At 56.5% G+C, this 12,843-nt stretch carries 13 protein-coding genes; 9 read left to right on the top strand and 4 right to left on the bottom strand.

Annotated features, from left to right (window positions below; genetic code table 11):
• Nucleotides 1-211: 211 nt before the first annotated feature.
• Nucleotides 212-505 (bottom strand): hypothetical protein, encoded by a 294-nt coding sequence (locus AAZT04_RS10440; RefSeq protein WP_048760090.1) that lies wholly within the window; start codon nucleotides 503-505, stop codon nucleotides 212-214.
• 171 nt (nucleotides 506-676) lie between these two features.
• On the opposite strand from AAZT04_RS10440, the gene AAZT04_RS10435 reads away from it, so the two are divergent.
• On the top strand, nucleotides 677-1,159 hold the full coding sequence (locus tag AAZT04_RS10435) for a hypothetical protein (protein WP_434679948.1): 483 nt from the start codon (nucleotides 677-679) through the stop codon (nucleotides 1,157-1,159).
• Between the two features lie 10 nt (nucleotides 1,160-1,169).
• Here the strand turns inward: AAZT04_RS10435 and AAZT04_RS10430 are convergent, their stop codons facing one another.
• Complete coding sequence (locus tag AAZT04_RS10430) at nucleotides 1,170-1,325, bottom strand: hypothetical protein (RefSeq protein ID WP_434679946.1); 156 nt, start codon at nucleotides 1,323-1,325, stop codon at nucleotides 1,170-1,172.
• Nucleotides 1,326-1,477: 152 nt separating this feature from the next.
• Here AAZT04_RS10430 and AAZT04_RS10425 point away from each other — a divergent pair, with 152 nt between their 5' ends.
• The 6 genes from AAZT04_RS10425 (at nucleotide 1,478) to AAZT04_RS10400 (ending at nucleotide 8,254) form a co-directional block, all read left to right on the top strand.
• Nucleotides 1,478-2,287: an ATP-binding cassette domain-containing protein gene (locus AAZT04_RS10425; RefSeq protein WP_434679943.1), complete on the top strand. Its 810-nt coding sequence runs from the start codon at nucleotides 1,478-1,480 to the stop codon at nucleotides 2,285-2,287.
• A gap of 13 nt (nucleotides 2,288-2,300) precedes the next feature.
• On the top strand, nucleotides 2,301-3,083 hold the full coding sequence (locus AAZT04_RS10420) for an ABC transporter ATP-binding protein (RefSeq protein ID WP_048760281.1): 783 nt from the start codon (nucleotides 2,301-2,303) through the stop codon (nucleotides 3,081-3,083).
• Between the two features lie 18 nt (nucleotides 3,084-3,101).
• Nucleotides 3,102-4,610 (top strand): ABC transporter substrate-binding protein, encoded by a 1,509-nt coding sequence (locus tag AAZT04_RS10415; RefSeq protein ID WP_371078049.1) that lies wholly within the window; start codon nucleotides 3,102-3,104, stop codon nucleotides 4,608-4,610.
• A complete protein-coding gene (locus tag AAZT04_RS10410; RefSeq protein ID WP_434679940.1) occupies nucleotides 4,610-6,328 on the top strand; it encodes an ABC transporter permease subunit in 1,719 nt (572 codons plus the stop codon). Before AAZT04_RS10415 ends, AAZT04_RS10410 begins: the two co-directional genes overlap by 1 nt.
• Nucleotides 6,329-6,390: 62 nt before the next feature.
• Complete coding sequence (locus AAZT04_RS10405; RefSeq protein ID WP_046373357.1) at nucleotides 6,391-6,951, top strand: 3'-5' exonuclease; 561 nt, start codon at nucleotides 6,391-6,393, stop codon at nucleotides 6,949-6,951.
• Between the two features lie 109 nt (nucleotides 6,952-7,060).
• A complete protein-coding gene (locus AAZT04_RS10400; protein ID WP_434679938.1) occupies nucleotides 7,061-8,254 on the top strand; it encodes a multidrug effflux MFS transporter in 1,194 nt (397 codons plus the stop codon).
• Between the two features lie 3 nt (nucleotides 8,255-8,257).
• On the opposite strand, the gene dadX is transcribed toward AAZT04_RS10400, so the two are convergent.
• Nucleotides 8,258-9,331: a catabolic alanine racemase DadX gene (dadX, locus tag AAZT04_RS10395; RefSeq protein WP_128864704.1), complete on the bottom strand. Its 1,074-nt coding sequence runs from the start codon at nucleotides 9,329-9,331 to the stop codon at nucleotides 8,258-8,260.
• 73 nt (nucleotides 9,332-9,404) lie between these two features.
• The gene (locus AAZT04_RS10390) at nucleotides 9,405-10,709 is read right to left on the bottom strand and encodes a D-amino acid dehydrogenase (protein WP_046373355.1); all 1,305 of its coding nucleotides are present in this window, start codon (nucleotides 10,707-10,709) and stop codon (nucleotides 9,405-9,407) included.
• A gap of 188 nt (nucleotides 10,710-10,897) precedes the next feature.
• Here AAZT04_RS10390 and AAZT04_RS10385 point away from each other — a divergent pair, with 188 nt between their 5' ends.
• Entirely contained in the window at nucleotides 10,898-11,155 is a 258-nt protein-coding gene (locus AAZT04_RS10385; protein ID WP_434679935.1) for a hypothetical protein, read from the top strand.
• Nucleotides 11,156-11,247: 92 nt separating this feature from the next.
• Complete coding sequence (locus tag AAZT04_RS10380; protein ID WP_020827233.1) at nucleotides 11,248-12,783, top strand: SpoVR family protein; 1,536 nt, start codon at nucleotides 11,248-11,250, stop codon at nucleotides 12,781-12,783.
• Nucleotides 12,784-12,843 lie beyond the last annotated feature (60 nt).

The following is a 12,843-nucleotide window of genomic DNA, read 5'->3' as shown; positions in this document are numbered from 1 at the left end:
TTAGTCAATTGAAAGATAACAATAAAAAAGCCAGCACTAGGCTGGCAAGTAAACAGGAATAGATGTAAGCAATGTCGTGCCAGTTCGGAAGAGCGCATAAGGAGACAAACCTTTTCCTCTCGACTGGTACTCATAAATGATAACGACTATCATTATCCTTTAGTGCAGAGTTTCAATCCACCTCTTTTTGCTCATCCAGCGGCAACAACGCTCAGCGTGGTCGTTTAATAAACCATTTATGCAAACGGCTCACCACCAGCAGGATAGCGCCAAGCAAAATATTCGCTGCCCCCCATAAAATGAGTATGTATATAAAGGTTTGATAAAGGGGTATTCCTCGTTCGGCAGAAAAGGGATTAATATGCCAAAAACGAATGACATTAAAGGGATTGAGATTGAACCACTGACAAAATAAAGCGACCACCATAGGTGGCAGAAAGAAATAAAACCCCAGCGTGGCAATCAGCAGATACATGGTGAAACGTTCGTTTTTATACTCTTTCATATCAATAAGTTGCCATTATTTTTCGATGGGGAAACACCCTAAATCTTATGGTTTCAACAGACCTGACAGGCCCTGATTAGTTCCCGACAGAGGGTAAAATAAAGCCTGTTTAGCGTTTAAATTCCATTTAGTTTTTGAATGTTATAACGCTAGTCAGCTCAGGAGGCTCCAATGATACCGGAATATTGCCCAATCTCGCCAACCCCCAAAAAACTGAAGGTTATCTATGGCTGGTATATATATACCGTGTATGCCCTACTGATCTTTAATATCTACCTGGCGGTATACAACGTCTGCGTCAGACACCCTTTCGAAGCTCCACTGATCTCCGCATGCCACAGCCTGTTCATCGGGTTCATGCTTTTCCACCTGCTCAAAAAACGCGCTAATTTTGCCTGGATGATGCTGGCCTATTATATTCTGATGCGGATTTATTACGCCAACGTGATGCATAGCGAGTTCAATATCTGGAGCCGAGGGTTGGTTTTTATTCTTCTGACTGTATTGCTCACCGGCCCCATCGTACTGGGTCAACTTGCAACGCCACCTCTTCGTCAAGATTGGTTTGCGCGCTTAGGGTGGCGACAATGGGCTACGTTAGCCGTTCTGTCGGGGGTGCTGACACCGTTAATTACCGCAGATTATTTAGGCTGACGGCCGAGATTTAGCGTGGGATATGGGGTTCCGAGATATCGACAAGACGGCAGACCTTGGTATAGTTTTCTGATTTTTCACATATTTTATCAGTGACAAACACGCCAAGGTAGCTCAACACCAGCAGATAACCGGCCATGCACAAAATGAAAATAAGCGTTCTCACCGATAGGACCAACCTGCCAACAAAACCCTGAGTATTATACCTTGGTTAACCCACTTTAGCCTATTTCAAAGTATTTCATTAATCCGCTGGTCATTTCAGAGGCTTGAATGTTATGTTATTACATATCACAACAAGCCAACACAGATGCATTAATGGAAAGCCAAACCCCGCCGTTACTTACCGTAGAACACCTGACGCTCTCACTGAACGCAGAGGTCAAGATCCACGATCTGAGCTTCACTTTGCATGCAGGTGAACGTTTATGCCTGCTGGGCGCATCGGGTTCCGGCAAATCACTGACCGCCGCCGCCATTCTTGGCACGCTGCCGGTCGGAGCAACGGTTAGCGGTTCGATTCGACTGCAAGGGCGAGAAGTTAATGGTCTGCGTTTGCAACGGCGTAAAAACACTGAATTGGCAGCCATTTTTCAGGATCCTTTTACCAGCCTCAATCCCCTGACCACCGTGGGCCAGCAATTGACCCTGGCGCTACGCAGCCAAAATCCCCTGATGAAATGCCAGGCCCAGAACTGCGCTGCGGAATTACTGACAGCGTTGGGAATGTCGGCGGACAACGTTATGACGCGTTACCCCAATCAACTGTCCGGGGGCCAATGTCAGCGAATATGCGCAGCACTGGCCTTGCTCGGTGAGAAAAGCCTGCTTATTGCCGATGAACCCACCACCGCTCTGGACATGGTCAGCCAGCATCAGCTGATTGATATCCTGAAAAGCTACACCGAACGCCCCAGCGCGCCGGCGTTACTGTTTATTACTCACGATCTCGCCGTTGCCGCCGGTCTTTGTCAACGTGCCATCGTGCTGGTGAACGGGGAAATAGCCGAACAGGGCTCCTTCGCCCGATTGTTACAGCACCCCCAGCATCCATACACCCAACAGCTGGTCGCCAGTGCTCAACGCCCGGCATTTAACCGGCCCCCATCACTGAGCCTGGCAGGGTAACGGCATGAACAATATGCCCATGAGCGGGGAAATGCCCTTTATCAGCCTGCAGCAGGTCTGCCGACAATATTCATCAGGGGCCGGTGGGCTACAACCCACCGATCTGAATCTGTACTCCGCACAACGCGTTGGATTAGTGGGCTGCTCCGGAGCCGGGAAATCAACGCTGCTTAAGCTGTTGCTGGCGCTAGAAGCGGCGGACGCCGGCCATATTCTGTGCCAGGGCGAGGAAATTCGCCCCGCCCCGGTTCATAGATTGCGCTGGTACCGGCGGTTAGTGCAGTACGTACCTCAGGACGCCCATGCTTCGCTCAACCCTCGCCACAGAGTAGTCGAACTAATTACCGCGCCCTTGCGCCAACTTGGTCCACGTCAGGATTGGGGTATCGCTGCCGAACGGGCTTTGCGACAGGTCGAATTGGATGAAAGCCTGCTGTATGTGCGCGCCGGGCAACTTTCCGGCGGGCAGGCGCAACGGGTAGCCCTGGCGCGTGCTATTGCGCTGAAACCCCGTTTTTTACTGGCCGATGAACCGGTCAGCGGCCTGGATTTGCCGCTGCGTCAGCAGATCATCGCCCTGCTCGACCAGATTGCTCGTCAGCAAAATATGGGCATGTTGCTTGTCTCCCACGATATTTCACTGGTTGCCGCCTTATGTCAGCGCACGCTGGTGATGGCGTCTGGCGTCATTGTGGAAGACCGCCCCACCCATGAACTGCTTCACGCCCCGAGGCATTCCGCTACCCGCCGTTTGATCGACGCCATTCCGCTGTTGCCGTCCTTTTTCCAGCACTAAAATTTTGAGGAGTTTTGCATGTTCAACCCGCGCTTTATTGGCCCAACCGGCTGCCTGCTCGCCGGCAGTTTGCTGCTCGTCGGCTGCTTTGACCCTGTTGACCCCAAAGAAAGCACCGGCGACGAACGGCGCATCCGACTGGCGATGCTTCAGCCCCCACGCTCTGGGCTCACGCCGTTGAGCGATGACGCGTTTAAACTTTCGCGCTGGAGCACCGCCGAAACGCTGGTGGTGCTGAACGCCGACGGCGACGCTGAACCGGCGCTGGCAACCGAATGGCAACAGCTGGATCAACACCGCTGGCGCTTCGTACTACGATCGGGAGTCAATTTCCATGATGGTAGCGCGATGACCCCGGACAGCGTGGTGCGTTCGCTTTCAGCGGCGATGAACGCGGCCCCCAAACCGCGCATTCTTGACGGCGTCGAATTGGCTATCGTCCCAGAAGGTGATCATGCTGTCGTGATCACAACCGCCGTGCCCGATCCGCTCCTCCCGCAGCGGTTGTCCAGCCCACAATTGGCGATCCTCGCCGAACGGGCCTATGGCGCCAACGGGGTGGTTAATCCCTTGCAGGCCGGAACCGGCGCCTTCGTGCTAACAGAGATCAACGGCACCAGTAGTGCACGTTTAAACCGCTTCGACGGCTATTGGGGCGAGAAAGCGGCCGCCCCAGGAATCGACGTCAACTTTGTCCCGGATAGCGCCGCCCGTGCTGCTGCCCTGCGCACCGGCAGCGCCGATTTGGTAGAGGCGCTGCCAGTCTCGCAGTTACCGTTAATTGCGGCAGAATTGATCCACGAAGTGCCCATGCCACGCACCAATACGCTGTATCTGAACACCCGAATCGGTGTTTTCCGCGATCCGGCCATGCGCGCCGCCGCCGCCGCGGCGATCCAGCGTCGCCCGTTGGTGGACAACGTTTACGAAGGCCGCGCCGATATTGCCTCCGGGCTGCTGGGGCCCGCCCTGCGTTGGGCCGCGCCCTTGCGCCAGCCGCAACCGACTCTGCCGCCAACCACGGTTGAAGGCAAAACCATCATCCTGGCCACTTTCAGCGATCGCGCCGAGCTACCCGAAGTGGCGGTGTATCTGGCGCAGCAGCTCAGCGCCGCCGGTTTTGTGGTAACGCAGGAAGTGCGGGAATATGCGCACATTGAAGCCGATGCGCTGGCGGGTAAATTCGACGCCTTTATCTTGTCGCGAGCCACGGTGCTGGACTCTGGCGATCCTCTGGCCTACATGTACAGTGACTTCGCCTGCCGGGGTTCCTTCAATATTGCTCAACTGTGCGATCCGCAGGTGGACGAAGCATTGACTCAGGCCGCAGCCATTCCTGCCGGGCCACAACGACGCCAGGCCATCATCGCGGCAGAAAGTCGCATTCTGGCAACCCATGCAGCGATACCCTTGCTGCATGAACGCGTGATCCAGGGGGAAGCTGCCGTAATGAGGAGCGCAGAGCGCGATCCGCGTGAACGCTTGTTGGTGACGCCTCGCAGCTTCATCGCCCCAGAGCAACCTTGATGGAAAAAGCGCAACGACTATTGCCACTCGCCTCACGCCTGTTCTCGCTGCTGGGGATGATCGTATTGATTGGCCTAATGCCTTGGCTGTCCGGGCGCGATCCTGCGCTCAGCTTGCTGCGGGCGCGTTCGGGTGAACAAGAGGCTACCCCGGAAGCCCTGAATGCCATTCGTCAGCAATATGGCCTGGACGACGGGCCCTTGCTGCTGCTTGGCCGCTGGTTTCACGGCGTGCTGCGGGGTGATGCCGGCAACTCGTGGATTTCCGGTCGCCCGGTGCTGGAAGGCATGTTGCAGGCCACAGGGGTTTCTCTGACGCTGATGGGCTACGCGCTGGCCGTCGCAGTAGTGGTGGCGATACTGCTGGCGTTGCCAACCCTGTGGCGCGGCCTGCATGGCGAGAACTACCGTCCCGCAGGCGTGTTGGCGGTATCCCTGACCGCACTGCCCGAATTTTTGCTGGCAGCGCTGCTGTTGATCGTTGGCGCCGTCTGGCTGCAGTGGTTTCCTCCCTACGGCTGGCAAAGCCTGCAACATGCCATTCTGCCGGCACTGGCTCTGGGCTTACCGGCCGGCGGCCTGCTGGCGCTGTTGCTCAATGACGGCCTGGCCGCAACCTTCTCCGAACGCTGGTTGCTGACCTGGAGCCTTGCCGGTATCGCCCGGCGGCATTGCCTGTTGGCCGTTCTGCGCCGCACGCTGCCTGCACTGCTGCCTCAGGTCGGTTTAGTGCTGATTGGACTGACCGGCGGCGCGATCGCCGTCGAGAAAGTGTTCGCCATACCGGGACTGGGCCGGGCAACATTGGGGGCCGCCATCGCTCAGGATCTGCCCGCCTTGCAATGCGGGATCCTGATCCTGTTGCTGCTGGCCTTCGGCACCGGTTTCCTGATGCAGGGAGCCCATTACCTGTTGCTGGGCCGAATAGCCGCCGCATTACCCAATTCAACGCCGCCACAGCACAGCAGCCGGGCGAGTTATATTTTTGCCGCCGTCGCGGCGCTGTTGCTGTGTCTGTTAGTGCTGAGCGGGATCATCCGCGATCCCTTTTCGTCACTGCATATCCGTCTGCAGCCACCCAGCCTGGATCTGCCCTTTGGCGCAGACGCCACCGGCCGGGACATTCTGGCACGTGTCGCCTACGGTGCACTGAATACCAGCCTGTTGGCGCTGGCAGTCAGCTTCGCTTCGCTGTTCCTGGGGATAGCGTTCGGGTTGATGCCTCGCCTGATGTGCGGGGTTATTGAGTTGGCCAACGCCACACCACCGATAGTCGCAGGGCTGTTGGTCACCGCTGTCACCGGGCCTTCCCCCTTCGGTGCTGCCTGCGCGGTAATGCTGGTCAGTTGGGCGCCGCTGTCCGCTCATTGCGCTTCGCTGTTGGCTGAAGCCCGCACTCAGCCCTATATCCGCATGTTGCCAGTGTTGGGGATCGGCCGCTGGCGTACCCTGACGCACTACCTTTTGCCGGCGCTGTGGGTTCCCCTGCTGCGCCACGCCATGCTGCGCCTGCCGGGTATTGCGCTGGCGCTGGCGGCACTGGGTTTTCTTGGCCTGGGGCCACAGCCACCCAGCGCGGAATGGGGGCTGGTACTGGCCGAGGGCATGCCCTATATCGAACGGGCGCCGTGGGGCGTTTTGGCGCCAGCGGTAGCTCTGGTGCTGTTGGCCGTGCTGGCTGTCACGCTGGCAAATACCGCCGGCAATCGCCGACGCTGACGGCGCATCCTGATCCGGTTTGTAGTAACATTATTTTTATCTCTACCAGCCGGGAGTCCCCCATGCACCATCTGATGTTAGACATAGAAACGCTGGACATAAAACCGAGCGCGGTGATCCTGGTGGTGGCCGCCGTGTTTTTCGATCCCCAAACCGGCCAGCTCGGTGCCGAATTTGAAAATGCCGTCAGCAGCCAAAAAGATCAGCCAGGCAGAACCATCAGCCTGGATACCGTCGCCTGGTGGGCCAAGCAGTCGGACGAAGCGCGCAAGCTGGCGTTCGGCGGCACGGAGAGCCTCAAGCGCACGCTGACCAACCTGAGTCGCTTTATCCATATGAACAGCACTGACCAGGTTAAAGTCTGGGGCAATGGCAAGGAGTTCGACTGCACTATCCTCGAGCATGCCTTTCAGCAACTGGACATGCCCTGCCCGTGGAAGTTTTGGGACACACAGGACGTGCGTACGGTGATCACTCTGGCCGAATTGCTGGGCTTTAATCCGAAAAAAGAACGGGCATTCGAAGGCACACCGCATCGTGCGCTGGACGACGCCAAACATCAGGCCCGCTACGTGGCGGATACCATCTCCGCACTTTACTATCGCAAAGCCGCGTCGCTATGATTCCAGTAAGTTAGGCATGCCGAAGGTCGGCCGATGTTTTGCCCCTTTCCATTTATCGCCAGAGTCTCTACTCTAGCCCTCTTTGTCACTCGGATGTGCTGTTTTTGTTATGCAAAAATTTCTGTTTCTGCTCCTTAGCCTGGTGCTGCTCGGCCCGCTGGGTATCGATCTTTATCTGCCAACTATCCCGGCCATCGCTCTTGGCCTTAACAGCAGTGAAGCGCTGATCCAGTCCACCATTTCACTGTTCATTTTGGTGCTGGGTCTTGGGCAGATTATTGCCGGGCCACTGGTGGACAACTACGGCCGCAAACCCGTGGCGCTGGCCGGTATCATCATCTACATGATTGGTGCCACCATGGCCGCGCTGGCCACCACACCGACGGTGTTCGTCGCTTCACGTTTGCTGCAGGGCGTAGCGGTCTGCTGTACCGCCGTTGTGGCTTTTAGCGGCGTGCGCGATCGGATGAACGGCGACGACGCGGCTCGCGCCTTCGGCTTCCTCAACGGCACGCTTAACATTATTCCCGCACTGGCCCCGCTGCTGGGTGGGTTACTGGCGGAAGCCTTAGGCTGGCGCGCGCCTTTCTGGTTCCTGGTATGTTATGCCCTGGCCGTGCTGGTGTTGATCGCTCTGCGCCTGCCGGAAACCCGCCCGGCAGACACGGTGCGTGTTAAAGGTTTACCGGTACGCCAATATGCTCGCATCCTCAAAGATCGCCGTTTTCTGTCCTTCGCCGTGGTCAACTCCGGCGCGATGGGTATGGCATTGACCTACGTCTCGCTGGCACCCAACGTGCTGATGGGCACCGCCGGCCTGACGCCATTGCAATTCTCTCTGGTGTTTGGTGCCAACGGTTTTTGGATCATGCTGGTGAGTTTCTTTGCCAACCGCATCATTCACAAGGTGGGACGCCCGGTGTGTCTGGCAACCGGGGGAATTCTGATGGGTATCGGGTGTGTAGGCCTGCTGCTCGGGGTTACCTGGCTTTCCGGCTCGGCGCAAACTCACTGGCTGGCCTATATGCTGCCCGTCGCCAGCGCCTGCGCGGGCTTAGCCTTCGTGATGGGCCCGGCGACCAGTTATGCGCTTGAGCCCTACTCCAACGAGGCCGGTGTCGCTTCTGCGCTGGTAGGTTTTGTGCAGATGGCCGGCGGCGCAGGCCTGGGTCTGTTGGCGATGGCGCTGCCGTTGCAGCCCAAGCTGTCGCTGGCGCTGGTGATGCTGGTAGGTTGCCTGCTGGCGCTGCACGCACGGCAGCGCAGCAAGCAAATCAAGGGGCAACTGAAGAAAATTGCCTGAGGCTCAGGCCTCGGTAACGATAGGCACTCTGGCAGCCAACGCCGTCAGCAATTCATAGCCCAGCGTGCCTGCCGCGGCAGCGACATCGTCAACCGGCAGGCGCCGCCCCCACAACTCCACTTCAGCACCAATATTGGCATGCGGGCAAGGCGTCAGATCGACCGCCAGCATGTCCATCGACACCGTACCCAGCGTTCGCGTCAGCACGCCATCCACCCAGACCGGCGTGCCCGTTTGCGCATGGCGCGGGTAGCCGTCTGCATAGCCGCAGGCTACCACCCCGATGCGTTGTGCACCTTCGGCGCGATAACGCCAGCCATAGCCAACCTGATCGTTCTGTTTTAGCGTTTGAACACCAATAATTTCGCTGCTCAAGGTCATCGTAGGCTGCAGCCCGCTGTCGGCAATATCCTGCGATTGGCCGCTCGGCGAAGCGCCATAGAGAACTATGCCCGGCCGCACCCAACTGCAATGGGTTTCCGGATGCCACAAGGTGGCGGCAGAGTTGGCCAGACAGCGCGGCGCAGTAATGCCCGCCGCCGCTGTCTTAATGGTCGCCATCTGCGCTTCGACGCCCTGTGGACCGTCGGCGGTGGCGAAATGGCTCATTAGCGTCAGGCTGGCAATATTGCTTATCTGCTGAGCTTTCAGCCAAACGGCGTGCAACCGCTCTGGGGCAAACCCCAGACGGTTCATACCGCTGTTCACTTTCAGGTAAACATCCAGCGGTGCCGATAGTTTGGCTTCAGCTATCGCCGCCAGTTGCCAATCGCTGTGCACCGAGGTCGTTAAACGGTAGCGATCCAGCAGGGCTAAATCCTGCGCTTTGAAAAAACCTTCCAACAGCAAAATCGGCCCTTGCCAACCTGACTCGCGCAGCATAATCGCTTCGGCGAGATCCAACAGGGCAAAACCATCCGTTTGCGCCATGCTACGCCAAACATGTTTAATGCCATGACCATAAGCATTGGCCTTGACCACTGACCAGACTTTGGCACTTGGAGCACAGCGACGGACCACTTGCAGGTTATTTTCAAAGGCGCCAAGGTGCAGCGTGGCGGTAATCGGGCGAGGCATGGGAACTCCTACGGACCTGCGAATGCGGTCACGGACCTACGCCCGCGACCGCAACATTGTCTAATTAAGGTTTTTAACGCGCGTGATGCACATCATTCAAGGGCGCAGTGTAAGCGCTGCGAAATCCGGCGCTGTAGCGCGCTACCGCCAGGTCATCTGACGGAATAGCCGGCGTGATGCCGGAAATCAGATCGGAAAGCAGCTGGCCAGAACCACAGGCCATTGTCCAACCCAGCGTGCCATGCCCGGTATTCAGGAACAGGTTTTTCAGCGAAGTCTTGCCGACAATCGGCGTGCCGTCCGGCGTCATCGGACGTAAACCGGTCCAGAAAGTAGCTTCCTCCACCCGCCCACCGTTAGGGTAAAGATCGCGTACCACCATCTCTAGCGTCTCGCGGCGTTTTTGTTCGAGCTGGGTATTAAAACCGACAATTTCCGCCATGCCACCGACGCGAATACGCTGGTCGAAACGGGTGATGGCGATTTTGTAAGTTTCATCCAAAACGGTCGAGAATGGTGCCGCGGCCTCATCCGTAATGGGAATGGTCAGTGAGTAGCCTTTCAAAGGATACACAGGGATCGAGACCAGATCGCGCAGCAGCGCGGTGGAATACGAACCAAAGGCCACCACGTAGCTGTCGGCCTTGAAGATCTCCCCACCACATTGCACGCCGCTGATTTTATCCCCTTCCACCAGCAGGCGATCGACGCTGCGGTTATACAGGAAAGTCACGCCCGCTTGCTGGGCCAGTTTGGCTAACTGCTGGGTGAAGAGTTGGCAATCGCCGGTTTCATCATTTGGCAGTTGCAGACCGCCGGTCAGCTTATGCGCCACCTGCGCCAGCGCAGGTTCGACGGTGGCCAGTTGACTGGCTTCCAACAGTTTGTAAGGCACGCCGGCGTCTTCCAGCACCGCGATGTCCTTGGAGGCGCTTTCAAACTGTTGCTGGGTGCGAAACAGCTGCAGGGTGCCGCCCTGACGGCCTTCGTACTGAATGCCGGTTTCCTGGCGCAACGCTTTGATGCAATCGCGGCTGTATTCCGCCAACCGCACCATGCGACCTTTGTTGGTCATGTAGTGTTCGGTGTTACAGTTTTTCAGCATCTGCCACATCCAGCTCAGTTGGAAACGGCTGCCGTCCAAACGAACCGCCAGCGGCGCATGGCGCTGGAACATCCATTTGATCGCCTTCAACGGTACGCCAGGCGCAGCCCACGGCGCCGCATAGCCCGGCGAGATTTGCCCGGCGTTTGCCGCGCTGGTTTCCATGGCCGGACCAGGCTGACGGTCGATTACCGTCACCTCATGCCCCGCCTTCGCCAAATACCAGGCACTGGCAACGCCCACCACCCCACTACCTAAAATTACCACTCGCATCGCTGACTCCAGCTCAAGGCTTCACAAAGCATAATCTTCTGCTCACAGGAAATTAACTCAGTGGAAAAATCCGTCCAACATCTTCATCATCAAACGTGACAACATTCACAATTAATTTATCGTTCATGGCCGGTTCTTTTGCAATAGCTACCTATAAATAGCGATAAGATGTTGTCAAAGGCAGATTAATGAGCGAAATGGCCCCTATTATGCTGTCATTGACAGCATTGAGAGCACTAAGAAAAGCTACGACGCGCAACAAGGTTTTAACAGAACATAAAAATGAAACAGGCCCACAGAAACAGAATAAAAAACCACTAAAAAGCCATTTCATCGAGATAACATTTCATACATATCCGCAGCCGCTTCAGCAGAAAAAACTCGCCGTAAAATGCCCCTGTCGTCTCCTGAAGCGGGAAGGCGACGTCAGATCGTTGAATTTTTAAGCTTTATATCATTATTACCTCTGCCCAGATTGAGCTACGATTGATCTAGGGTCTGCCGTTCGAGCAAGGTCCGTAATAACGAGGGTGCGCTGATGACTACTTCAACACATGAAAAGGTCAAGGAAGATAAACGTCTGAGCGATGGACCGGACTGGACGTTCGAGCTGCTGCAGGTGTATCTGGAGCACATCGATCGCGTAGCCAAACATTACAAGCTCGATACCTACCCGCATCAGATCGAGGTGATTACCTCAGAACAGATGATGGACGCCTATTCGAGCGTCGGCATGCCGATTAACTATACCCATTGGTCATTCGGTAAAAAATTCATTGAGACCGAGCAGCGCTACAAACATGGGCAGCAGGGGCTGGCCTATGAAATCGTCATCAACTCCAACCCTTGCATCGCCTACCTGATGGAAGAAAATACCATCACCATGCAAGCGCTGGTCATGGCGCACGCCTGCTACGGCCACAACTCGTTTTTCAAAAATAATTACCTGTTCCGCAGTTGGACCGACGCCAGTTCGATCGTCGATTATCTGTTGTTCGCCCGCCACTACATCAGTCAGTGCGAAGAACGCTACGGCGTTGAAGAAGTGGAGAAGCTGCTCGATTCCTGCCACGCGCTGATGAACTACGGCGTGGACCGCTATAAACGCCCGCAGAAGATCTCCCTGGTCGAAGAAAAAGCCCGCCAGAAGAGCCGCGAAGAGTACCTGCAGAGTCAGGTCAATACGCTGTGGAAGACCCTGCCGCGGGTAGAACGCGAAGAGGCGCCTGAACAAGCGCGTCGCTATCCAAGCGAGCCGCAGGAGAACATCCTCTACTTTATGGAGAAAAATGCGCCGCTGCTGGAACCCTGGCAGCGTGAGGTGCTGCGCATCGTGCGCAAAGTGAGCCAGTATTTTTATCCGCAAAAACAAACGCAGGTGATGAACGAAGGCTGGGCGACATTCTGGCACTACACCATCCTCAACCATCTTTACGATGAAGGCCGGGTGACCGAACGCTTTATGCTGGAGTTTTTGCACAGCCACACCAACGTGGTGTACCAGCCGCCTTACAATAGTCCTTATTACAACGGGATTAACCCTTACGCGTTGGGCTTTGCCATGTTCCAGGACATCAAGCGCATCTGTCAGTCGCCGACCGAAGAAGATCGCTACTGGTTCCCGGACATTGCCGGTAAAGACTGGCTGGAAACGCTGCACTTCGCCATGCGTGATTTTAAGGACGAAAGTTTTATCAGCCAGTTCCTGTCCCCGAAAATCATGCGTGACTTCCGGCTGTTCACCGTGCTCGATGACGATCGCAATAACTACCTGGAGATTGCGGCGATCCATAATGAGGCGGGCTATCGGGCGATCCGTCAGGAGCTGTCTGCGCAATATAACCTGAGCGACCACGAGCCGAACATTCAGATCTGGAATGTGGATTTGCGCGGCGATCGCTCATTGACGTTGCGTTATATTCCACAAGACCGGGCGCCGCTGGACAAAAGTCGGCGTGAGGTGATGAAACACCTGCACCGCCTGTGGGGCTTCGACATTATTCTGGAACAGCTCAACGAGGATGGCAGCGTCGAGCTGCTGGAACGTTGTCCGCCGCGGCCGACTCCGCTGTAGGATTAGTGACCATGACAAAGGGGCGCCACTGGCGCCCCTTTTGCGTAATGCGAGAGGTGA

Source organism: Serratia sp. Je.1.23.a, from assembly GCF_051129805.1.
GTDB lineage: Bacteria > Pseudomonadota > Gammaproteobacteria > Enterobacterales > Enterobacteriaceae > Serratia > Serratia liquefaciens.
The sequence above is the reverse complement of the archived record's forward strand: the minus strand, read 5'-3'. Positions and strand labels throughout refer to the sequence as shown.

What these genes read in the sequence shown, in the direction of transcription:
- AAZT04_RS10440 (WP_048760090.1), bottom strand. Translation starts at nt 505, where the DNA reads ATGAAAGAGTATAAAAACGAACGTTTCACCATGTATCTGCTGATTGCC.
- AAZT04_RS10435 (WP_434679948.1), top strand. Translation starts at nt 677, where the DNA reads ATGATACCGGAATATTGCCCAATCTCGCCAACCCCCAAAAAACTGAAG.
- AAZT04_RS10425 (WP_434679943.1), top strand. Translation starts at nt 1,478, where the DNA reads ATGGAAAGCCAAACCCCGCCGTTACTTACCGTAGAACACCTGACGCTC.
- AAZT04_RS10420 (WP_048760281.1), top strand. Translation starts at nt 2,301, where the DNA reads ATGCCCATGAGCGGGGAAATGCCCTTTATCAGCCTGCAGCAGGTCTGC.
- AAZT04_RS10415 (WP_371078049.1), top strand. Translation starts at nt 3,102, where the DNA reads ATGTTCAACCCGCGCTTTATTGGCCCAACCGGCTGCCTGCTCGCCGGC.
- AAZT04_RS10410 (WP_434679940.1), top strand. Translation starts at nt 4,610, where the DNA reads ATGGAAAAAGCGCAACGACTATTGCCACTCGCCTCACGCCTGTTCTCG.
- AAZT04_RS10405 (WP_046373357.1), top strand. Translation starts at nt 6,391, where the DNA reads ATGCACCATCTGATGTTAGACATAGAAACGCTGGACATAAAACCGAGC.
- AAZT04_RS10400 (WP_434679938.1), top strand. Translation starts at nt 7,061, where the DNA reads ATGCAAAAATTTCTGTTTCTGCTCCTTAGCCTGGTGCTGCTCGGCCCG.
- dadX (WP_128864704.1), bottom strand. Translation starts at nt 9,331, where the DNA reads ATGCCTCGCCCGATTACCGCCACGCTGCACCTTGGCGCCTTTGAAAAT.
- AAZT04_RS10390 (WP_046373355.1), bottom strand. Translation starts at nt 10,709, where the DNA reads ATGCGAGTGGTAATTTTAGGTAGTGGGGTGGTGGGCGTTGCCAGTGCC.
- AAZT04_RS10385 (WP_434679935.1), top strand. Translation starts at nt 10,898, where the DNA reads ATGAGCGAAATGGCCCCTATTATGCTGTCATTGACAGCATTGAGAGCA.
- AAZT04_RS10380 (WP_020827233.1), top strand. Translation starts at nt 11,248, where the DNA reads ATGACTACTTCAACACATGAAAAGGTCAAGGAAGATAAACGTCTGAGC.